This is a genomic window from Loigolactobacillus jiayinensis, assembly GCF_003946445.1.
In the GTDB taxonomy this organism is placed as follows: domain Bacteria; phylum Bacillota; class Bacilli; order Lactobacillales; family Lactobacillaceae; genus Loigolactobacillus; species Loigolactobacillus jiayinensis.
In genome coordinates this window covers 35,586-57,348 of record NZ_RHOF01000024.1, presented here as the reverse complement: position 1 = coordinate 57,348, position 21,763 = coordinate 35,586, and the positions used below count along the sequence as shown (strand labels likewise).

The following is a 21,763-nucleotide window of genomic DNA, read 5'->3' as shown; positions in this document are numbered from 1 at the left end:
CTAGTAAGTGTTGCACTTGGGTTGACAATTCGGGTATTTTTTTGTTTGTACCTGTTTACTTAAGCATCTATCAGCTATGACTATTTTTGTTCAGTTCCTAAAATTTCAGTTTTTTGATAGTACCACATTTTGATTCGATCTAAAATCAAGGTTGCCAGCACAACGATGACCAGCACTGCTAACAGCCAGGGCCAACTAACTTGAGTGGTTACAAAACCAGTCAAGGCCATGATCGTCGCCAAAACAATATCAAGTAGCACCACCCAACCCACTGATTTGCTCGGGGCATATTCCCAAAAATGATCACGGGTTCGCGTCATGATGATTGTCGTCATCGCACTGTAAATCAAGTAAACAAACATCAATGTGCTAATTTCCCCTGCATTTAATTGCGCGACGGCTAAATAATACCAAAACATGGCTAGGCCAATAACGACCCACGCTACCGCAAAAATACCAGCAATTTTAGCTAGTCGGCCTAGATTCCAGCGCTCTGGAACCCGAGTTGGCCACGCACGGTCCGTCCCTAAAGTCAGGGTCACACAATCATTCATGATCACAATAAAAACAATTAGATTTAATGAAACTGGGAAAAAGCCAGCAAAGATAAATCCTAAGGTCAGCAGTGCAGCCAACTGTGCTGTCCGTGACAACTTGGTAATCGTCCAAGTCATCATCCGCCGATAGACACGGTGCCCGCTGTCGATCACTTTGACGATATCGGCTAGGGTTGCACGTGTTAAAACAACTTTAGCCGCTGACTTAGCGATATCCGTAGCATTAGCAACTGCGATACCAACATCGGCGCGCTGTAATGCTGGTGCATCGTTAATGCCATCACCAGTCATACCAACGACCAGGCCTAATGCTTGTAATTTTTTGACGATAGCTAATTTATCTTGCGGATAAACATTCGCAAAGCCGTCAAAAGCAAGTGGGTCCGTTTGGGCGTCTGTCAGCGTTCCAATCCGTGAGCCAATGCCCACTTGGGTTGCGACAGCTTGTGCCGTGACCGCTGTATCACCTGTTAATAGCATAATTCTTACGCCACGGCTTTGAATAGCTTTGATTGCCGCAACTGCATCAGACCGCGGTTGATCAACTAATTCGATCAAGCCAACAATTTCTGGTAATTCGGTTGTTTGTAGAGCTACTGCCAAAACGCGCGCACCATGACGAGCCAGACTAGTGAGTTCCTGCTGAAAGTTGGCCGGAACCGTCGCCGTTGCCGCAACAACATCCGGTGACCCTAAAATAACCTGCTGCGGCTGACCATTTTCTAAATAACTGGCCTTGGCCGTCTTAGTTGTAGGATCAAATGCAGTAAAATCGGTGCGCTGAAGTGGCGTTATTTTTTCAGTCATCGCTGCGTTAGTCACCGCTACACTAACTGAATCGGCAGCCGTTTCATCCGTTGCGGTTAGCGCAAAGCGTAAAATTTGTTGCTTTGAGAAATGCTGCAATGCTTTAATTTGACCAACTGCTGGCTGATTATCCGTAATTGTCCCAGTTTTATCGATCAATAAAACCGCCATATTTGCGGCTTCCTGAATACCCGTTAGTCCAGTGACTAACACTTTTTCTTGGGTTAAGTGCTTAGCTTCAAGTGAATTGGCAACCGTAAAGCTAGACGGCATCGAAATCGGAATTGTGGCAATAAATAAAATGACTAGAAAGGGCAATAAGTCTTGCCAAGCAGTCCCACGAAATACAGCCGCAATAACTAGCATAATGGCTAAAACAACATCCACATAGGCCAAATAGCGCACAATATTAAACAACAGTTGCTGCAAACGCCCAGGTGCGGTCTCGGTCCGTGATAATTTGGCGGTTTTCCCATAAGCACTATTAACGCCGGTTTGGGTAACGCGCCCTATCGCTTCGCCGTGAACAACTGTTGCTGCAGAATAAAGCGTGCCGCCATTTTCTTTTAAAATAGTTTTGCTTTCACCGGTTAGTACCGCTTCATCAACCTCAACCGCGCCACTACTGATTACCAGGTCAGCTGGCACAATATCGCCTGCACGAACGTGGACAATGTCGCCTGGCACCAAAACTCGAGCTGCTTGAAATTGCCATTGCCCATTTCGTAATAGCCTGGCCGTCACGTTTAGTTGCCGTTGTAACGTGCCGACAGCTTTTTTGGCGCGTTGCTCTTGAATCTCACCATCAACGGCTGAAAATAATAGTAAGGCGAACACGAAAAAAGCTTGCGTGCCTTTGCCTAACAATAGCTCAAAAATCATTGCTGCTTCCAATAACCACGGCGTTGGTCCCCACATTCTCTTCAAAACCCCAACTAACGGTTGCTCGCTTGTTGTCGGAATTTCATTGTAGCCGTGCTGTATTTGGTACTGCTGAGCAGCTCGATCACTTAGCCCCGATCCAGTATAAGCCGCTTCAGACTGATTGCTTTTAGATTGCTTCAATGGATCACACCTCCTAAACTAATTTCAGCACTTATTTGAAACCCATAAAAAAGAAAAGACGCCTACCTAAAGAGAAATTCTCCTTAAGTAGACGTCATCAATTACTCTAAGTAATAGTTTGCGAACGTCATCGCTGTTTACATATTTAAAATACCACTTACGCTCGCAAGTGTAAATAAAATTAGTTTATTGCATTGACCGCAGTTGCTTAGGTTCGCGTAAAATAAAGTGACCTAATACCGCGATCACCAAAAAGAGTGCCGCTACGCTACAAACGCCAGTCCAGCCAAAGTGACTCCACGCCAAGGTGCTAAACCACGTGCCTAGCGCCCCACCAAGAAAATAGCTGAACATAAAAATTGAATTATTCCGGCTGCTAGCTTCACGATTTAACGACTGCACAATGGCTTGATTCGAAACCTGACCAAATTGTGTTCCTAAATCCAGCAGAACGATGCCCACCATTAAGCCAATAAAAAAGTGGCCTAAGCTAGCAAAAATCAGAAAAGCGACGGCAGAAAAAGTAATCCCCAAACCAATCGTTATCCGTGGTGAATAGCGGTCAACTAAGCGGCCAATAACTGAAGCAAACAACACCCCAGTGATTCCTAGCAAGCCTAACAAGCCAGCCACATTACTGCCGAAATGATACTGATCAGCTAAGTAAAAAGCCAAGGTTGACCATAAAACATTGGAAACGCCGAATAAGCAGAAGCCATTAATAGCGGCACCTTGTAAATATTTTTCCTGCCGTAATAATCGCGGTAATGAGCCCAACACCCGCCCATAACGTAGATCCTGCTGGGCCCGCAAATCACGGGGTAAATAGCGGTGCAAAATCAATAATAAAATAATCCCAGCCGCCGCGGCAATGAGATAAACATATTGCCAACGCATCACGCTACCCAGCAAGCCACTCACTGAACGTGATAACAAGATCCCAGTCAGCAACCCACTTAACACATTACCAAGCACTTTCCCTTGATGCAACGCTGGTGCTAATGAAGCCGCATAGGGAATAATGATCTGCGGTGCAACCGAAGTAATCCCAATTAACAACGAAGCGATACCGAAAATCGTTACAGTCGGCGCCCAAAAAGCAACCAATAAGGCAATGATCGATAAGGCAGACATAACTTGTATTAAGTGATAGCGATTGAAAATATCCCCTAAGGGCACGATCAGTAACAAACCAAATGCATAACCCAGCTGCGTTAACATTGCAACTACACCAACCGTTGCCTTAGATACTTGAAAACTAGCCGCAATTAAGCCTTCGATCGGCTGAATATAATTTAGATTGGCCACAATAACCCCAGCGGCGATTGCCATTAATAAAACAGTTTTACCTGATAATTCTTTTTCTGAATTCAAAATTAACCCTTCTTTTCAATTAGAATTTACCAACAATTTCAAAATTCTAATTATAGCGAAAAAGGATTTTCAATACGCATGATCAACCAATGAAATAAACGATTGTTTAACATGTTGCAGCCTCCATTATAGTCGCGCTAGCTTTAGTTAGGCGCTAACAGTAAAAGTAATTTTGCGACATATTTTAGTATAACGCAAGGTTGGTCACTATTAAAATAGTCTTACTGATTTGACGCTACTTTCATGAAATATTTGGGCAATATCTAGCTTTTCGTGCTAAAGTACCGCTACACAAAATTAAATTTTAGTGATAAACTAGTGCTTACATTATAGTTTTCACATTAATTTGTAACTTTACGGGAGGGGTTAACATGGATGAACTTTTAATTGGCTTATTTGCCATTTTTGGCGGTATGGCCCGCTATGGTGTTGACCAATTCGTTGTTTTTGGTCATTTACCGCTGGCCACTTTTTTGATCAACTTGATTGGTAGTTTTTTATTGGTTTTTTTGACCAATACTTTGGCTCAAATCGACGGTTTCCCGGCGCAGTTAACGCTGGGTATCGGGACTGGCTTTGTGGGTGCCTTTACCACTTTTTCTTCTTACATATTAGAGATCATGCAATTATACCAAGCCCATGCCTATTTGTTGGCCACAGGCTATGCACTGTTAAGCCTGATTGGCGGCGTTATCGGTGCTTATCTTGGTTTACGTGCTAGTCGCCTTGATCTAATTCATTTGACTAAGCGGGAGGCGAGCAAATGACAACTTATTTCTTAGTTGGCGGTGGCGCTGCTGTTGGTGCAATTTTACGTTATGATGTCACAAAATTGATTAAACGCTACGCTCTCAGCCGCTTCCCGTTTGCCACCTTGGTAATCAATCTACTAGCCGCGTTGATTCTGGGCATTTTAGCCAGTCATTTCGGTACTGATGCTAATGCTTACTTATTGCTAGGTACCGGCGCTTGTGGCGGCTTTTCTACCTTTTCCACCATGAGCTATGAAGCCTTGCTTTTACAACAAGAAAAATACGGTCGGCTAGCGTTACTTTATCTAGGCTGTTCCCTGATCGGCGGTATTATTTGTGTCGTGATCGGCTTAACGATCGGCCACCTTTTTTAAGACAGACTTTAACCCTTTTCAGCGGAAACGTGGTAGGATAAAGGCGTAAAATATAAAAGCAATGGTGTTTGCTAAAACCGCGTCAGCTGATAACACCTAGGTCTCTTTCTGTGGACCTAGGTGTTATTTTTTTAGGGGGAATCTAAAATGGCTGAACAACTAATTAGAATTACTTGTGGTACTGCCGATCGTACTGCACAAAAACAAAACTTACTCCAAGCCCTCAGTCAACTGCTACAACGTTATAATGTCGGCTTTACCATCCGAAAAAGTAACGCAAGTCTAGATCAACAGGATGACTTACACAACGATGAATTTGATGGTACCACCACAGATAACGCAACAGTAACCTTAGAAAGTATTGTTGCGGCACCAACTGCACAACAGTTGCAACAACCGCTCCAGCAGTTAATGAATCAGCAAGGTCAGTTCACCATCATCGACAGCGCCGCCACTGCCCCAGCCTATTTGCTAAAAATTTTCATCAAACGCACTCATCATTTTATCGGCATGGATGATGCTGACAAATTACTTCATTTACTCCAACAGCAACAGGTTGAATGGGCAACGGTTAGCCAGGCCATGGCAGGTTATAGTCGTGATCAAGTCGTTTGGCAAGCCAAAGTTGGCCATCACAATGCGCCACTGATCATTGAAGCAATTGTGCCGCAAGCTTTACGCGCAAAATTACAGCCACAGCTGGACGCGCTAACAAAAAACGGCGCCCTATTTTGGACGCCAGTTATGCAATATTAACCCATAAACCGCAAAAATGGCGCCCAGCACTGGACGCCATTAATTATTTAGTTTTTTCCATCGTCAAGCGATAACTGATCCAAGCAGCAAACAACCCGATGATCGCCAACACTGCGATCAACCAGTAATCGACCAAAGCCCCTTGCGCAGTACTCACACTTAAAGCAATATGTTTCAGTTGGAAAACACCAATAACCGCGGCAAAAATATTGGTGCCCAATGAGCCAGCATACTGCTGCGTCATATTAAATGTCGCGTTGATGTCGGCTTTTTGCTTAGGCTGTACTTGAACGCTAGCGTGACTGATCGTGTTACCAAACGCCATGTTGAAACCTAAACGTAGAATAAAGTAAAAGGCGATCAACAGACCCACCGTTAAGTTGTGATCATAAATAACGAACAACGCGGCCCCAATTAGAAAAATAGCGTGGCCGATCACAATTGGTAATGGCGTCTGCAAGCGATCCATCCAGCGGCCAGCTAATGGTGCGACAAGCACACCGAGTAAGGCCCCCGGCAATAAAATCATCCCAGCGACAAACGAATTTTGCCCAAGAATATATTGTGCTACTTGTGGAATAACAAATGCTAAACCGATATTGATGAATTGCAATAAGAAATAGCCTAATAAATGCCAGCTGACGATGCCATTTTTCAAAATCGAAAAGTCGATCAAGTGCCGGCTAGAATGCTGGTTATAAATATAAAAACCAAGCATCAATATAATGCTGACCAGTAATAAGCCCCAGAAATGCCAGCTGAGAAAGCCGACCTTAGCCGCACGGTTAAACGTATAGTCAACTAAGAATAAAATCAATGCCAGTATACCAAAACCCCAGAAATCAAACCGATCTTGGCGCGCCAATGGCTGTAAGTCCAAATTAAACAAACCAATAAAGAAAATGATCACGATCAGCGGCAGTAGTAACCAAAAAATCATTCGCCACGACCATGCTGCGGTCAGTAAACCGCCATAAGTTGGGCCTAACGCAGGGCCCAACGCAATCAGCATTGCGGCCATACCGTTATAAGTCGCTAAACGCCGCGGTGGTACTGACGTTAAAATAATGTGGAACATCAGTGGAATCGACAAGCCAGTTGAAAAAGCCTGAATCAAACGACCTAATAGGATAATTGGGAAACTAGGCGCTACTGCACTCAATAAATCACCCAGCGTAAAACAAGTAATTGCGACTAAAAATAATGTTTTAACCGGATAACGTTTAATTAAATGGGCCGACGCAATCATGGTTAAAGTCGTTAACAGTAAATAGCCAGTGGTCAGCCACTGAATCGTTGCCAAGTTAACGTTCATTTGCTTGGTCAAAGTCGCAAAGGTTACATTAAGCGATGTTTCCACCAAAGTTCCCATAAAACTCAATAATCCCGTCGCGATAATACTTAAAATTGTCGCGCGGGAAAGACGCTGTTGCATCATTCATCCCTGCTTTCAAATGTAAGTTTAACTAAGTATTTGAAAAAAAACGCCACACTCAACTCAAGTGTGACGTCACTAACTTATAGCAAATACTTATTTAATTAAGGGCATCCGTAAAGATACCTATGTTGTGTTGCCTGCAACGACTATCTTGTCAGTACAGCATTCCTTGCAAAATACTACAAGCAGTCGTTTGAGGCCCAAGTCAATACTAAGTAGTATAGCGCTAAGCTAATTAATCTTCAACGGGCATTGCTGTCTTAGCAACCATTTTTTTCGGTAAAATTTGATTCAGCACAATAGCCAATAACGCACTGACCGCAATTGGTGAGCTAAGTAAATATTGAATCATTTGCGGTGCTTCCTTGGTTAATTGACTTGGAATTAAAATTAATGCCAAGGTCATAATAATTGGAATTCCAAGAATATAAAGATCACGTTCAGCAAATTCTTGCTGGCGAATCACTTGCAAACCACTCAACATAATCGTTGAACAAATAATGGCGAAGACCCCGCCGATAACGGCAGCTGGAATTGCCGCTAGAAATGCCGCTAATTTACCAATAAAACTAAAACCGATAAACCAAACGCCGGCGGCAACAAAGGCTTTTTTACTGGCAACACCGGTAATCGAAACAACGCCGGCATTGGTTGAGTACCCCGTTACTGGTGTTGCGCCAGCCAAGGCAGCAATCAAGCAACTGATACCTTCGCCAATAATACCGCGATTCCATTGCTTATCTGTCATCGGTTGATGCAATACAGCGCTCATGGCGAACCACGTGCCTGATGTTTCCGTCAACAACACTGCATAAATAATGACCATAGTCAAAATCGCCGATAATGAAAAATGAAAACCGTAACTGGTCACCGCAAAATGCGGCAAACTAAACCATGGCGCAGCCGCCACTGTTTTAAAAGAGAAACGCCCCATCGCGGCTGCAATAATTGACCCACCTAACAACGCAATGATGATCGAACTCACCTTAAAAATACGTTCCAACCGCGGAAACCGCAAACTGATTGCAACGCAGGTAACTAAAATGGCAGCAGTCAACACACCTAGTAAAACATTCTGATTTAAATTACCACTTGCATGAAAAATATTATCGTTTAAAGCCGAAGGAATTAGTGATAAACCAACTACGGTAATGATCGTTCCACCGACTAATGACGGCACCAATTTACGAATGATTTTCTGAAAGAAACCAGTTAGGCCAAATAGAATCACTAAAACAGCGCCCACTAACAACGAGCCGAACACTGTGGCTAAGCCGTTGCGGCCACCACCATTAGCTAAATAAATACCCGCAATGGCACCAATTGGTACAAACGAAGGTCCCTGTGTCATAGGCATTTTCATAAAAAACTTAGTTTGCAAAATGGTTCCAATCCCCGCAGCAAAAAAAGTGGCTTGAATCAGACCCATTTTAGCATCCATACTCATTGCCAATAACCCAGCAATGATAAACGGTGGCACGTAAACATCCATTGCTAATACGTGCTGCAGCCCTAGCACTGCTGCAGTATGATTCTTCAGCGGTTCATCAGGTCCGATAATTAAATTTTTCTCGCTTGCCACAATGTTTTCCTCTATTCCACAGTATAAGGTTAAGTTATTAGCTAAGGAACGCTAATAACTTTTGATGTTCCTGATATTTAACCAAAAATCTATTTCAGAGCACTATCCAACTCGCCTAATCATTCGTTTATTACCCTAGTTTAAGTCGATAAATGATTTTACGTTCGTATTTACCGGCAATAGACGAACAAATAGGTTGAAAATAGTATAGTGCTACGATTAGGAATATTCAAGGCTGAATTTACATTTAATGTTCGTGTATTGGCTAAAAGCCATTGATATCAATAAAAACATTTTTTATTTTCTGAAAAAGCGCCACTAGCAAAAATGCCAGTGACGCTTACTTTGATTTTAAATAGATAGTTGTTACGAGAAATGTAAAAAAGCCCCAAAATCTGTTAAAACATCAGAAAAATCAGCCACTGTGCTAGCGCGATTCCAATCGCGTTGCAATTCACACGCTAGTTGCGGAATACTTGTTGGTTGTGCCCCAGCATTTTCTACCCGTCGCAATGCAGCATCGTGTGCAGTTTTAGTTGTGCCACCGACAGCATCGACTACTGGATAAACATCAAAACCTTCACGTAATGCATCCATTGCCGGGAAAGTTAGACAAGCTTCCGTCCATAGTGCAGCAATAATTAATTTCTTGCGCCCAGTTTTTTTAACCGCCGCATAAAATTCTTCATCCTCCCAAGCATTGATTGTTGTACGATCATAGCTGGGAACATCAGGCATCAATGTTTTAAGCTGTGGAATTGTATCGGGATTTTTATGCGTCTTAACATTAACTGTGGACAAAATAATAGGAATTTTGAAAGCTTGCATCAACCTAATCGCATAGCTCACATTTTTTACCATTTGCGAGCGATTCATTGAATTGATTGAATTAACTTGAATTGGTTGATAGTCAATGAGTAAAAAGGCAGCATTTTCCGGGGTCAATAAATCGTCCTTAAGTGGGTCACGGCGCTGTTCACTAGTCATAAGCTTTACTCCTTTATGATTTCTAAAATACAACAACCAGATTTGTTCTACGACAGCCATTGTTTTACTACAGTGATCATATAATCCTACAGCTGAAAAAATTATTGCGAAAGCGTTTGCTTCATTATATTACCATTGGGGCCACATTTGACGCTACTATCTTTGCTCGGAGCTAATGGACCAAACACCGAACTCAATATTTTAGCTTTTTCTATGCTATATTTAAAGTGTTCTAATGTGAAAGGAAGCTAACTAATGAATTTACAAACTGAACTAATGGCCCGTTTAGATGCCGCTGAAGCTGAAATGATCGCCATTCGTCGACATTTACATGCGCATCCCGAATTATCATTTCATGAGCAAAAAACTGCAGCTTACATCAAACAATTTTATCAAGACTTAGACTGCCAAGTACATGATTGCGGCACTGGTTATGGCATCGTGGTGGATATCGATAGCGGTCGGCCGGGACCTAAATTAGCATTGCGCGCCGACTTTGATGCGTTGGCAGTACAAGAAGACAACGATTTACCTTTTAAATCACAGAACCCAGGCGTTATGCATGCTTGCGGTCATGACGCCCACACCGCTTATTTACTGGTGCTGGCGAAAAATTTGATTGCACTAAAGGACCAATTGCGTGGCTCGATTCGTATTTTGCATCAGCCGGCTGAAGAAGTTTCTCCTGGTGGTGCCAAAAGTATGATTGCTGCTGGCTGTCTTGATGGCGTTGATAACGTGATTGGTGCCCATGTAATGACCTCGATGGCTACCGGCACGATTGGTTATCATTTAGGCGAGAGTCAAACTGGCCGCTCAAATTTTACCGTAAAATTCATCGGTAAAGGCGGTCATGCATCGATGCCGCAATTGGCCAATGACGCCATTGTCGCCGGTAGTTATTTTGTTACCGCGCTACAAACCGTAGTTGCACGTCGAATTGATCCTTTCGCAACGGCCAGTGTGACCATCGGCTCCTTCGATGGTGTTGGCAGTTTCAACGCCATTAAAGAAAGCGTCACGATCAAAGGTGACGTTCGCGTTATGCAGGAAAGCACGCGTAAATTAATTCGTGCGCAAATTGAACAAATTATTCACGGCGTTGAGGCCATGTTCGGCGTCACTGCACAACTGGATTACGACGACAATTATCCTGTATTAGTTAACGACCCCCAATTAACACAACAAGTTGTCGCTGCGCTAAACCAAGCTGCACTTCCAGAAATCAGCGCGGTTACCGATTATGGCCCCCAAGATCCGTCAGAGGATTTCGCCTATTACGCACAACAGGTGCCAAGCTGTTTCTTCTATGTTGGTTGTATGCCGACTGACCATCTTACTCATCCTCATCACAGCCCGAACTTTCTGCTGAATGAAAAAAGCATCCTGATTGCCGCCAAAGCAGCTGGCACGGTAACCCTAGACTACTTGCTGCATTAGTACTTTAGCTGTGTTATGACAGTAATAATGCTATGCTAGAGCTACAATTATATTAAGAAAGTAGGCGCTACTTATGCCGAACAAACCGACGACTTGGTTCGCACGACTTTTTCTCAATAATAAGGGAACCATCTATCTACTTAATATTTTATTAGGCTTAGTGGTGATCTGGATCGCCACTAAATTAACTTGGCTACTTGATCCGCTAGGTCAGTTTTTAGCGACGATTGCGCCGCCTTTTATTGTTGCTGGCGTTTTATATTACTTAATGGTGCCACTGGTCAATTTATTAGAACGCCGTTGGCACGTTAAACGTGTGCTGACGATTGCCGGTTTATTTATCATCTTAGTGTTGCTCATCAGCTTAGGCATGCGCCAATTTATTCCTGCAGTGCAACAACAGGTACAAAGTTTTGCTAGCTCAGCACCGCAATATTGGCGTGAGCTGACCAAAGTCGTCACTAATATTGCCGATGAACAGCACTGGCCTGACTTTATTGATATGAATGAGATTGGTAATGATATCACGAAATTCTTTGGTGGTAAAAACGGCAACTTGATCGACGGTACTTTTTCCCAGTTAGGCACGATCATTAATGCCGTTGGTAATATTGTGATCACGCTTGCTACTGCTCCATTTTTGCTTTTTTTCATGCTCAAAGACGGCCGTCATTTTCCAGATTATGTGGCTAAATTATTGCCTAGACGCTACCGTGCCACCTTGTTAGATCTACTCAATGAAATCAGCACTAAGGTCGGCCAATATATTCAAGGCCAGATCACGGTAGCCTTTTTCGTCTCCATTATTTTTATGGTTGGCTATAGCATCATCGGCTTGCGTTTTGCTCTAGTTCTAGGCTTACTAGCAGGCCCATTAAATTTAATTCCTTATCTTGGCTCCACCTTGGCCATGATCCCAGCCTTGATCATCGGTGGCCTAACTTCGCTGCAAATGTTCTTTGCTGTTATCGTTGTCTTCTTCATTGAATGGCTGTTGGAAACTCAAGTGATCTCGCCACTGGTGATGGGCAGCAATATGGCGATGCATCCAGTCACCATCGCAATCGTGCTATTAACTGCTGGTAAATTATTTGGCTTAGTCGGCGTTATTTTAGGCATCCCCGGTTATGCTGTCTTGAAGATCATTATCAGCCGCCTATTCAATTGGTACCGTAAACATTCAAGTTGGTACAATCCTAGGTCTAACGATGAGTCCTGAATGGGAAGTCAATGAGAATTTGCCTATAATTTGCTAAATCTACACAGAATTTACCCAACTATTTCTTTGATGCTGTATAATTTGGTAATGTAATTACGTGTTAACTATCAAAATGCGCTACCACGCGTTATTGGGAGCTATTAACTCGTATATTCTCAATATATATTGAACGGGTTATAACAATTAATTGGAGGCATTACTTATGGGACTGCGTGAACGCAAAAAAGCGCTCAAGCGGCAGGAGATCGTTGCTGTCGCGATGCACTTATTCGACGAGAAAGGCTTTGATAAAGTAACGGTTGCCGAAATCGCGAAGCAAGCCAGTATCGCACCAAAAACGCTATTTACTTATTTCAAAAGCAAAGACGATATTATGTTCAACAACGAAACCACGTTGCTTAGTGGTGTTCGTCATCTAATTCAACAACAAACATCCGTTGCTAACTTATGGCCAGCATTTCATCAATTCACTGAAACCTTGCCGACCGATGAAACCACGACCAATTTAATGCTGATCACGCGTGAACTTATGGCCAACGTGATTCGCAATCCTGAGCTTAGCAATCGTTTATTACAGATGTGGGCCACTTATGAGGCGGGTATTCAGGCAGCCTTGATCGACCAACGCTTAACTGATTCACTGACCGCGCAAGTATTAGCCCACCAAATGGTTTTAGTTCTAGAAATCATGTTTAAGGAAGAATTACCTGCTGATCTCTGGGTCACACGCGTCACGCGGGTATTTAACGCAACCAGCCAAGTTGCAAGCTTAACTAACGAAGTTGATATGACAATGTAATAACGATAAATTCAGAACTTGCTGCTATTCTTGGCAGAAGTTCTTTTTTTGTTCAGCGCTATCCGCTATTGCTTATTTTCACCGAAGACACGTTGAACGCTGAAATCAAGCGCCACTTGGAGAACATTTTTAGGAGTTGTTAAATTCAATTAACTGTTTTGACCAAAACAGCCCCTTCCCTTATACTTCAGTTATGCGAAAAAAAGACGAAAAAAAATATAACCAGATCATCGATAGTACCACTGAGTTGATTCTACAAGTTGGCCTAAGTGGCATTACAATGGCTAAGATTGCCGCCACTGCCAAAGTCTATCCGTCCACGATTTATATTTATTTCACCGATAAAGAAGATTTACTGCGCCATGTTTTCCAGCATCAACGCGCTGAGCTACAGCAATATTTGGCTGAAAAATTAAATTTAGTCTCAACTCCTGCGCAACAAGTACAAATCTATATGCGGGCACTTTATCAATTTACGCAGGACCAATCGCGCCAACTGGCAACCTTACAACAGTTTCTCGATTCACCATTGTTGGACCAATTATCAGTACCCGCAGCTGAACAAAACTTAATTTTTCCTGAATTACAAGCCGTAATTGAGCGAGGCCAAATGAACGCTATTTTCCGGCCGCTTCCTGTCCCATTAGCTATTTTATTGATCAACAGTGATGTGTTACAATACGCTCATGCTGTTCACATGCACCTAGTCGACCCAGTGGTACAACCACTGGATCAGTTGCTAGAACTAACGCTGACTTGGTTAAATAATCCTAAATAACTAGCCGCAAAACTGCATCCTGTTGCTCAGCATGGTACAATTTTAGACACACCCGCTTTGATAAAAGGAGCTTTTTGAATGAGTAAAGACGATAAACCAACTAGTCGGATGGCGCGGCACGCCGCCAAGCAAACCCGCGCCCAACGTAGTAACGCTAAGCAAACAACGCCACCGCCGCACAATACAAAACCAATTAGTGCCGTGCATGATCAACCACGCCAATCATTTATCACGCGTCATCGCTGGTCCCTGATCATTATCGTCGTGTTGATCGTCGCTTTCGGTGTTTACGCTGAATTTTCCAGTATTGCCAACGATAACCAAGCTGCAGAACCAACGACTGCGGTTGCCAGCGAATCTAGCAGTGCCGTAGCTAGTTCAAGCGAAGCAACCAGCCATAAAGCTAAATCAAGTAGCTCAACTACTGATAGCAGTGACACTACTACCGATAGCAACTCAACTGATAGCAGTTCAGCCGATAGTAGCGCTGACAGTAGCGCTGACAGTAGTGCTGGTGGCGATGGTAAAACCTTCTCCTCAACTAGTGAAGCTGTTGCCTGGGGACGTGCCAACGCCTCAACCTGGATGGCTGAAGGCTACAGTAATTTTACCGTCAGCCCCAATGGTGATGGCAGCTATACGATTGAATATACAAAATAAGCGGTGAACGCTTATTTTTTTACGGTAATAAATTGTGTACAATTAGAATTCGTGTTATGATAGGGCTATCAAATATAATGATGAGGTGAGTTAATTGAACGTTACAATGCATGGTGATCCCTTAACAACTGTTGGTACAGCTCCTGAAGTCGGTAGTCAATTACCTGATTTTAAATTAACTAATAAAGATGGTAAAACACTGACAGCAACAGACTTTACTGGTCAAACAACTTTGATTAGCGTTATTCCTAATATCAACACTAGCGTCTGCAGTGTCCAAACCAAACACTTTAATGGCGATGCTGATAAGGTGCCAAACATTCGCTTCGTAACCGTCTCCACTAATACTAACGCCGAACAAGCTGATTGGTGTGCTGCAGAAGGCGTTAAGAAAATGGAAATGCTCTCTGACGCCGAAGAAACATTTGGTCGTGCAATGGGCGTTTTCATTCCCGAAGCTGGTATTAATAGCCGTTCAATTTTCATCGTTGATGCTAACGGCAAAATTGTTTACCGTGAATTGATCAGCGAACAAACTAACGAACCTGATTACAGCGCTGCACTTGATTTCTTGGCAAAACTGTAACTCATTATAAAAACAGCTAGACCGCCGCAATGGTAGTCTAGCTGTTTTTTGTTACCGCCATGCAATAATGCTAAGCGGCTATTTTAGTACGTGTTTTCCGTATAGTAAACGGTGTCTAGGCCAAAGGTGTTATATAATTGGCTATTTTTTCCGTCAAATGTCGGATTTAATGCGTTCAACTTGGTTTCTTCATTGTTGACCTTTTTCGCTGGCAACGCCAATTCTTGTCGTAATTCACTGGACGTTTTATTTAAGGCTGCCGTTGTGGCAATTTGATAAGAGCTGCCATTGATCCAAGCATCAGTGCCTTGTAATTGCTTAGAGGAAATATGGTCCATGTTGTGGCGGTATTTTAGGCCCCCACGAACGAGTTGGCTAAATGGGACATCCGTCCGCACGTTAGGCTCTAGTGCTTTCATTAATTTCTGATAGCGCGCTAAACCATCCGTTGACGCCAATTTCTTAGCTACAGCACGAATCACAGCTTGCTGCCGTAATTGGCGCCCATAGTCACCCTTAGGATCGTCATAACGCATCCGGGCATAACTCAAGGCTTCCTTGCCGTTCAAATGGTGCGTGCCTTTTTGGATCGTAATATTATTAAACGTAAACGTTAAATTACTAGTGACGGTAACACCGCCGACAGCATCGACCATGGTTTCTAGGCCACCCATGTTCATGGTTAAATAATAGTCGATTGGAATACCCAGCAGCTTACTGATCGACGCCTTAGCCATTTTAGAACCGCCTAAATTATAAGCGGCATTCAGCTTTTGCATATTACGCTTTTTATCGCCAACCATTTCCGTCAATGTATCGCGCGGAATACTGTGCAATACCGTTTTATGCGTTTTTGGATTGACCGTCGCCACCATTAGCGTATCTGAGTTTCCTTTATCAATTCGACCGTCAGCGCCTGTATCGACACCAAGGATCAGCACGGAAAATGAGCGTCCGTTTTTGATGGCATTGGCGGGTGTTTGCCCATTAGTCGCGTACATCTTATTAAAACTCGTTTCGGTGACGTGATAAATGCGGTACACAAAGACACCACCGCTGACTAAAATAATCGCCAGTAGCGTTAGGATGGTCCAGCGTATCCAATGATGCTTTTTCGGCTTACTTCGTTGCATGCATTTACCGTCTTTCTTCAGAATAACTCATTACAGCCTACCACAATTAGTCCAGAAAACTCAAACGCGTTTTGGTTAAATTAGTGTAAAATTCACCGTTTGCGCATTATTCGGCCTAAGCCAACACTCAACAACATTAACAAACCAGCTGCACCTAGCCAGAACCAATCACTATATTGCAGCATGACGTAACCCACTATTATGATCACTACTACATAAAACAATACGGAAATTAAACGCTGCATCTAATCCTCATTTCCAGGCTTTTGCAAATAGCCCATTTCATTGAGCTGTTTTCGAATAGCTTTCATTGATTCAGCCGACGCGCGGTGACTTTTCTCCGTCACTTCAGTTACTGGTGCAACGGGCTTTTTAACTGCCGCTGCAGGCTTTTTTGTCGTTGTAGCAGCGACTGGATGTAGCTGTGTCGGCGTCAATTGATCCATCGTGCGGTTCAATGCTGCGTCAACAAAGACATTACCTGCGTTAGTAGCGTGCCCCTTAGTCCAGCGATAATCAAGATGCTTAAACTCGCGTAAAAGCTGGGCTAATTGTTGCCATAATTCCTTGTTGGCTAACGGTTGATTGCCGCTACGTTGCCAACCACGCCGCTGCCAGCCGGCTAACCAATTTTTAGTGATTGCATTTAGCACGTAGCGCGAATCCGCGATGACCACGATGGGCAAAGCAGTGCCCCAGGTCGCTTTAATTTTACGTAAGCCTTCGACTAGCGCGGTAATTTCCATTTTATTGTTCGTTGCACCAAACTCGCCAGCTGAATCACTAACTTGTTGGCCTTGGTACTCGATTAAATAGGCCCAAGCAGCCCTGTCGCCACTTTTAACGTGGCCGCCTTGAACGTTACCCGTATTACGTGAACCGCCGTCAGTGTAGATCTGAATAGCATTTGCCGGCAACGGCTGATTCTCTGTCGGTGCAGCCTTGGCTGCTTTAGCTGTTGACGCGCCTTCTTTCAACCACGCTTCAGCAGCTGTTTTGTCGGTAAAGCCTTTGTAACGCGCACCTTTGAAGCCTTCAACAAACCGCTTGGCTTCTGTCCAAGTTGTATAAAAGACGCCAGTTTGTCTACCTTTGGCGATGGCGTAATATTTTTTTGCTGCCATTTAAGTCATCCTTATCTAGTGAGTTTCGTCTAGTATCAGCCACCTAGTTGCGTGACCTATATCTATAGAATATCATCATTTTGCACGCAATAAAATTAATTTCTGGTGACTTATATTTCACAACAGTACTTAAAACATTGTGTTTGTGTGTTTCCGATACCCAACGTTCCCCGACGAATTACACTCACCAAAAAGGCGCTTATCATTCGGCAATACCAACTCACACGCCAGACAAAAACTCCTTTCTAAACAAACAGACCGTAATGATTGGTCTGCCTATCTACAAAGGAGTAGCGTCTAAAGCAACTATTCGATTACTTTTTCAGGCTTTTAAAGCAGTTCGAAGCCAGCCCCAGTCAACGCAGCTTTAACGCCAACTTCGTCTGTGGTAGCAACGTGCAATTCAATCAACCGAATATCCGCACGATCAGTGACCATCAACGTTAAAATATTGTAGTTATGCTCAGCTAGTGCATCGCTGACCTTGGCTAGGAAGCCAGCCACGTTTTGGGTCACTTTAATCGTGACGGTGGTGCCGCCTTGATCGTAGCCCGCAATATTTAGGAAAGCATCGAAAATATCGTTATTGGTAATGATCCCAACTAACTGGCCATTATCAACAACTGGCAGTACCCCAATTTTGTAATGACGCATTTGGTAAATTGCATCTTCCAAAACGGCAGCAGCCGGTATAGTCCGTACATCCTTTTCCATCACGTCAGCGACCGTGGTTTTATTCAGTAAATAATTAACTTCATACACTGATAAACTAGTGGCTTTTGATGGTAAAGCGGCTTGAATGATACCTTCCGTCACTAAACCGACTAATTGACCGCCGTCCAATACTGGCAAGCGATGAATGTCATTTTCCTTCATCAAGTCGACAGCATCGTTGATCCGCGTTTCTGGCCGCACAGTGATCAGTTTTTTCGTCATGTAATCTGCTACACTCATACTTCCTAACCCCCTAAGTAAGCTTTCTGTACGTCATTGTTGGCGAGTAATTCTTTCCCCGTACCACTCATCAAAATGTTGCCTGTTTGCAACACATAGCCGCGATCCGCAATCGCTAAAGCCTTGGCAGCATTTTGTTCGATCAATAACACGGTAGTACCTTGCTGCTGAATAACACGAATAATATCGAAAATTTCGTTGATAAAAATTGGGGCCAAGCCCATTGATGGCTCGTCTAACAAAATCAATTTTGGTTTGGCCATTAGCGCACGCCCCATGGCTAACATCTGTTGCTCGCCACCAGATAACGTGGCCGCATCCTGATTGCGCCGTTCCTTCAAAACAGGAAAACGATCGAAAACCATATCAAAATCAGTTTTAATACCATCACGATCTTTACGCAAAAAAGCACCCATTTGCAAGTTTTCAACCACGGTTAACCCAGGAAAAATATGGCGTCCTTCTGGTACTTGTGAAATACCTGCAGCAACAATTTTCTGCGACTTATATTTTTGTATTTCTTGGTCTTCGTAGGTAATCGTACCACCAGATGGTCGTAACAAGCCAGAAATCGTCTTTAGAATAGTCGTTTTACCAGCACCATTTGCGCCGATCAACGTGACGATCTCACCTGTATTAACTTCAAAATTAACTTTTTTTACCGCTTGGATCACACCGTAATTGACGGACAAGTCAGTCACTTTCAATAAGGCCATTACTCGCCACCTCCTAAGTATGCGTTGATCACGCGCTGGTTACCTTGGATCTCTTTCGGCGTACCTTCTGCAATCAATTTACCGTATTCTAAAACATAGATTCGTTCTGCTAAGTTCATCACTAAAGACATGTCGTGTTCGATCAATAAAACAGTAATATGAAATTCAGACTGAATTTGCTGGATCAACCGTGTCAAATCAGCTGTTTCTTCTGGATTCATCCCTGCTGCTGGTTCATCGAGAAATAAAATTTTTGGTTTGGTGGCTAAGGCGCGGACAATTTCCAAACGCCGCTGCGCCCCATAAGGTAAGTTACGCGCTAACGTATCCAATTGGTTTTCCATTTTAAAAATACTTAGCAGTTCAACCACTTGCTCGTGTAAGGCTGCTTCTTTCTTATAAAAACCCGGTAAACGGAAGACACTTTCTATGAACCCTTCCTTGTTTTTATCGGTCATAGCGATCAAAACATTTTCTTCCACAGTCAGATCCTTGAACAAACGGATATTCTGGAAGGTACGTGCCATTCCGGCTGCCGCAATTTTGTACGGTTTTTGTTTGTTCAACACTTGCAGACCATTGTCAGTCTGCAAACTAACTGTCCCCTCAGAGGGAATGATCACGCCAGTCAACAAGTTGAACAGCGTCGTTTTACCAGCACCATTTGGTCCAATCAAGGCAACTAATTCATTATTGTCTAAATGCATGGTGACATCGGAAACGGCAGCCAAGCCACCAAAGTTTTTGGTCAAATTTTTAACATCAAGTAAGGCCATGACTACGCATCCCCCTTCGCTTTTTTATGGGTAAATAACCGGCGAACGGAGAATTCCCATGTACCTAACAGGCCAGATGGTTTGAACACCATGATCAAGATCAGTGCTAAGGAATATAACACCATCCGTAACGTCCCAAAGTTTTGCAAAACCATGTCCAGCAAGCCCAGAACAAAGGCGGCCACAAAAGTCCCAGTAATACTACCGATCCCACCTAAAACGACGATGATCAAAATATTGATCGACTCCATGATCCCGAAATCAGTTGGATTGATCGTCTGAATATAGTTTGCGTGTAACGCACCACCAATACTGGCAATTGCGGCACCTAAGACAAAGGCGATGATCTTGTATTTAGTGGTATTGATACCGATTGATTCAGCGGCAATTTCATCTTCACGCACAGACATAACGGCACGACCATTACGGCTATGAACAAAGTTAACGATGATCAAGGTTGTAATAACCACTAATACATAAACCGTGCCCCAATTTGCTAACATGGGGATATTGTACAACCCAGCAGGTCCGTTAGTGATTTTCAAATTATTTAAAATAATCCGAATGATCTCAGCCGCACCCATCGTTGCAATGGCTAAATAGTCACCGTTTAACCGTAAAGTTGGGATCCCAACGACTAAGGCAACAATCCCAGAAACGATAATACCAACTAATAAACCAATTAAAAAGCCACCAACCGTTGGAATGGCCTGCGTTACTAACGCAGAACTATAAGCGCCTAACGCCATAAAGCCCGCGTGACCCAATGAAAATTGGCCGGCAAAACCAATGACTAAGTTCAAACTAGTCGCTAAGATAATATTGATGCCGATTAAAACTAAGGTTGTTTCACCAAACTGATCGATCACACCAACCATTTCTAAAGCGTAGATCAAGACATAGCCGACAACCGCTATGGCAAGCCAAATGGCATTGTATTTTAAATTCTTTTTCATCGCTGCCACCTACACTTTCTCTTTGATATTCTTACCTAAGATACCGGCAGGGCGAACCAATAAGATAATGATCAAAACAACATAAACCACCGCATCCTTGAAGGCGGAAAAACCTAACGCCTGCGTGGCTGTTTCCAAAATACCGATGACGAAGCCACCTAATGCGGCCCCTGGAATCAAGCCGATCCCACCTAATACAGCGGCAACAAAGGCTTTGATCCCAGGCGTCATTCCCATTAATGGATCAATTGAGTTGTAATATAACCCAATCATGACACCAGCAGCGCCGGCTAAGGCAGAGCCTAACGCAAAGGTAAAGGAAATGGTCCGATCAATATTGATACCGATCAATTGTGCTGCATCAGGATCAACACTGACAGCCCGCATTGCCTTACCCATTTTTGTGCGGCGAATAATTAATTGCAATAAGATCATTAATACAATGGAAACGACTAAAATCAAAACTTGAATATTGGATACTTTAATGCCAAACAAATTATAGCTTTTAACATCCATGACTTGTGGAAAACTACGTACGTTAGAACTGAACAAGTACGACATCCCATTTTCCAACAGGAACGAAACACCGATTGCCGTGATCAACGCGGCAATTCGTGGTGAATTGCGTAGCGGTCGATAAGCTAAATACTCGATGATCACCCCAGCTAAAGCACAAAAGACCATTGCTGACAATAAGGCGGGCCAGAAGCTAAAATGCCACTGATGAATGACGTAGTAGCCCCAGAACGCACCTAACATATAAATATCGCCATGAGCGAAGTTGATCAACTTGATGATGCCGTAAACCATGGTGTAGCCCAGCGCTAGCAAAGCGTAAATACTACCTAATGATAAACCATTCACCAGTTGTTGTAAGACTGTCTGCACAGGCAAGTCCCCCTTAATAATTTTAAAAACGATTATAATTAT

21 protein-coding genes and 1 riboswitch are annotated in these 21,763 nt (G+C 43.3%); of the genes, 9 read left to right on the top strand and 12 right to left on the bottom strand.

From position 1 onward, the window contains the following. Positions 1-80 precede the first annotated feature (80 nt). On the bottom strand, positions 81-2,429 hold the full coding sequence (locus EKM80_RS07450) for an HAD-IC family P-type ATPase (protein ID WP_125552490.1): 2,349 nt from the start codon (positions 2,427-2,429) through the stop codon (positions 81-83). A gap of 81 nt (positions 2,430-2,510) precedes the next feature. Continuing rightward, a riboswitch (Fluoride riboswitch) is annotated at positions 2,511-2,573 on the bottom strand. A 42-nt stretch (positions 2,574-2,615) separates the two neighbouring features. Then, a complete protein-coding gene (locus EKM80_RS07445) occupies positions 2,616-3,803 on the bottom strand; it encodes an MFS transporter (protein WP_125552489.1) in 1,188 nt (395 codons plus the stop codon). 371 nt (positions 3,804-4,174) lie between these two features. Here EKM80_RS07445 and EKM80_RS07440 point away from each other — a divergent pair, with 371 nt between their 5' ends. The 3 genes from EKM80_RS07440 to EKM80_RS07430 all read left to right on the top strand — a co-directional run bounded on the left by EKM80_RS07440 (position 4,175) and on the right by EKM80_RS07430 (position 5,685). After that, entirely contained in the window at positions 4,175-4,570 is a 396-nt protein-coding gene (locus EKM80_RS07440; RefSeq protein ID WP_125552488.1) for a fluoride efflux transporter FluC, read from the top strand. Next, positions 4,567-4,929, top strand: coding sequence for a fluoride efflux transporter FluC (locus EKM80_RS07435; protein ID WP_125552487.1), 363 nt, complete (start codon positions 4,567-4,569; stop codon positions 4,927-4,929). Before EKM80_RS07440 ends, EKM80_RS07435 begins: the two co-directional genes overlap by 4 nt. A gap of 147 nt (positions 4,930-5,076) precedes the next feature. Further along, entirely contained in the window at positions 5,077-5,685 is a 609-nt protein-coding gene (locus EKM80_RS07430; protein WP_125552486.1) for a DUF190 domain-containing protein, read from the top strand. Between the two features lie 43 nt (positions 5,686-5,728). On the opposite strand, the gene EKM80_RS07425 is transcribed toward EKM80_RS07430, so the two are convergent. From EKM80_RS07425 to EKM80_RS07415, 3 genes are all read right to left on the bottom strand, one after another. Further along, positions 5,729-7,123, bottom strand: coding sequence for an MFS transporter (locus EKM80_RS07425; protein ID WP_125552485.1), 1,395 nt, complete (start codon positions 7,121-7,123; stop codon positions 5,729-5,731). Positions 7,124-7,358: 235 nt separating this feature from the next. Next, on the bottom strand, positions 7,359-8,705 hold the full coding sequence (locus EKM80_RS07420) for a uracil-xanthine permease family protein (protein WP_125552484.1): 1,347 nt from the start codon (positions 8,703-8,705) through the stop codon (positions 7,359-7,361). A gap of 366 nt (positions 8,706-9,071) precedes the next feature. Then, a complete protein-coding gene (locus tag EKM80_RS07415) occupies positions 9,072-9,692 on the bottom strand; it encodes a hydrolase (RefSeq protein WP_125552483.1) in 621 nt (206 codons plus the stop codon). A 255-nt stretch (positions 9,693-9,947) separates the two neighbouring features. Between EKM80_RS07415 and EKM80_RS07410 the strand changes: the two genes are divergently transcribed. The 6 genes from EKM80_RS07410 (at position 9,948) to tpx (ending at position 15,174) form a co-directional block, all read left to right on the top strand. Beyond that, entirely contained in the window at positions 9,948-11,132 is a 1,185-nt protein-coding gene (locus EKM80_RS07410) for an amidohydrolase (protein WP_125552482.1), read from the top strand. 73 nt (positions 11,133-11,205) lie between these two features. Beyond that, positions 11,206-12,351, top strand: a complete 1,146-nt coding sequence (locus EKM80_RS07405; RefSeq protein ID WP_125552481.1) for an AI-2E family transporter — start codon at positions 11,206-11,208, stop codon at positions 12,349-12,351. Between the two features lie 202 nt (positions 12,352-12,553). Continuing rightward, positions 12,554-13,150: a TetR/AcrR family transcriptional regulator gene (locus EKM80_RS07400; protein WP_125552480.1), complete on the top strand. Its 597-nt coding sequence runs from the start codon at positions 12,554-12,556 to the stop codon at positions 13,148-13,150. 136 nt (positions 13,151-13,286) lie between these two features. Then, entirely contained in the window at positions 13,287-13,928 is a 642-nt protein-coding gene (locus tag EKM80_RS07395) for a TetR/AcrR family transcriptional regulator (RefSeq protein WP_225418835.1), read from the top strand. Between the two features lie 78 nt (positions 13,929-14,006). Beyond that, the gene (locus EKM80_RS07390) at positions 14,007-14,588 is read left to right on the top strand and encodes a hypothetical protein (protein ID WP_125552479.1); all 582 of its coding nucleotides are present in this window, start codon (positions 14,007-14,009) and stop codon (positions 14,586-14,588) included. Positions 14,589-14,682: 94 nt separating this feature from the next. Further along, complete coding sequence (tpx, locus tag EKM80_RS07385; protein ID WP_125552478.1) at positions 14,683-15,174, top strand: thiol peroxidase; 492 nt, start codon at positions 14,683-14,685, stop codon at positions 15,172-15,174. 83 nt (positions 15,175-15,257) lie between these two features. Here the strand turns inward: tpx and EKM80_RS07380 are convergent, their stop codons facing one another. The 7 genes from EKM80_RS07380 to EKM80_RS07350 all read right to left on the bottom strand — a co-directional run bounded on the left by EKM80_RS07380 (position 15,258) and on the right by EKM80_RS07350 (position 21,721). Beyond that, entirely contained in the window at positions 15,258-16,307 is a 1,050-nt protein-coding gene (locus EKM80_RS07380) for an LCP family protein (protein ID WP_125552477.1), read from the bottom strand. 245 nt (positions 16,308-16,552) lie between these two features. Continuing rightward, positions 16,553-17,431 carry a ribonuclease H family protein gene (locus EKM80_RS07375; RefSeq protein WP_125552476.1) on the bottom strand — a complete coding sequence of 293 codons (879 nt, stop codon included), beginning with the start codon at positions 17,429-17,431 and terminating at the stop codon, positions 16,553-16,555. A gap of 330 nt (positions 17,432-17,761) precedes the next feature. Continuing rightward, a complete protein-coding gene (locus EKM80_RS07370) occupies positions 17,762-18,385 on the bottom strand; it encodes a CBS and ACT domain-containing protein (RefSeq protein ID WP_125552475.1) in 624 nt (207 codons plus the stop codon). A gap of 5 nt (positions 18,386-18,390) precedes the next feature. Continuing rightward, the gene (locus tag EKM80_RS07365) at positions 18,391-19,101 is read right to left on the bottom strand and encodes an ABC transporter ATP-binding protein (RefSeq protein WP_125552474.1); all 711 of its coding nucleotides are present in this window, start codon (positions 19,099-19,101) and stop codon (positions 18,391-18,393) included. After that, positions 19,101-19,877, bottom strand: a complete 777-nt coding sequence (locus EKM80_RS07360; RefSeq protein ID WP_125552473.1) for an ABC transporter ATP-binding protein — start codon at positions 19,875-19,877, stop codon at positions 19,101-19,103. Before EKM80_RS07360 ends, EKM80_RS07365 begins: the two co-directional genes overlap by 1 nt. Positions 19,878-19,879: 2 nt before the next feature. Continuing rightward, positions 19,880-20,833, bottom strand: a complete 954-nt coding sequence (locus EKM80_RS07355) for a branched-chain amino acid ABC transporter permease (RefSeq protein ID WP_164509517.1) — start codon at positions 20,831-20,833, stop codon at positions 19,880-19,882. A 9-nt stretch (positions 20,834-20,842) separates the two neighbouring features. Then, a complete protein-coding gene (locus EKM80_RS07350; RefSeq protein ID WP_125552471.1) occupies positions 20,843-21,721 on the bottom strand; it encodes a branched-chain amino acid ABC transporter permease in 879 nt (292 codons plus the stop codon). Positions 21,722-21,763 lie beyond the last annotated feature (42 nt).

Bases quoted from the DNA above. Each gene is read 5' to 3' on its own strand.
- EKM80_RS07440 (WP_125552488.1), top strand. From the start codon at position 4,175: ATGGATGAACTTTTAATTGGCTTATTTGCCATTTTTGGCGGTATGGCC.
- EKM80_RS07435 (WP_125552487.1), top strand. From the start codon at position 4,567: ATGACAACTTATTTCTTAGTTGGCGGTGGCGCTGCTGTTGGTGCAATT.
- EKM80_RS07430 (WP_125552486.1), top strand. From the start codon at position 5,077: ATGGCTGAACAACTAATTAGAATTACTTGTGGTACTGCCGATCGTACT.
- EKM80_RS07425 (WP_125552485.1), bottom strand. From the start codon at position 7,123: ATGATGCAACAGCGTCTTTCCCGCGCGACAATTTTAAGTATTATCGCG.
- EKM80_RS07415 (WP_125552483.1), bottom strand. From the start codon at position 9,692: ATGACTAGTGAACAGCGCCGTGACCCACTTAAGGACGATTTATTGACC.
- EKM80_RS07410 (WP_125552482.1), top strand. From the start codon at position 9,948: ATGAATTTACAAACTGAACTAATGGCCCGTTTAGATGCCGCTGAAGCT.
- EKM80_RS07405 (WP_125552481.1), top strand. From the start codon at position 11,206: ATGCCGAACAAACCGACGACTTGGTTCGCACGACTTTTTCTCAATAAT.
- EKM80_RS07400 (WP_125552480.1), top strand. From the start codon at position 12,554: ATGGGACTGCGTGAACGCAAAAAAGCGCTCAAGCGGCAGGAGATCGTT.
- EKM80_RS07390 (WP_125552479.1), top strand. From the start codon at position 14,007: ATGAGTAAAGACGATAAACCAACTAGTCGGATGGCGCGGCACGCCGCC.
- EKM80_RS07380 (WP_125552477.1), bottom strand. From the start codon at position 16,307: ATGCAACGAAGTAAGCCGAAAAAGCATCATTGGATACGCTGGACCATC.
- EKM80_RS07375 (WP_125552476.1), bottom strand. From the start codon at position 17,431: ATGGCAGCAAAAAAATATTACGCCATCGCCAAAGGTAGACAAACTGGC.
- EKM80_RS07370 (WP_125552475.1), bottom strand. From the start codon at position 18,385: ATGAGTGTAGCAGATTACATGACGAAAAAACTGATCACTGTGCGGCCA.
- EKM80_RS07365 (WP_125552474.1), bottom strand. From the start codon at position 19,101: ATGGCCTTATTGAAAGTGACTGACTTGTCCGTCAATTACGGTGTGATC.
- EKM80_RS07360 (WP_125552473.1), bottom strand. From the start codon at position 19,877: ATGGCCTTACTTGATGTTAAAAATTTGACCAAAAACTTTGGTGGCTTG.
- EKM80_RS07355 (WP_164509517.1), bottom strand. From the start codon at position 20,833: ATGAAAAAGAATTTAAAATACAATGCCATTTGGCTTGCCATAGCGGTT.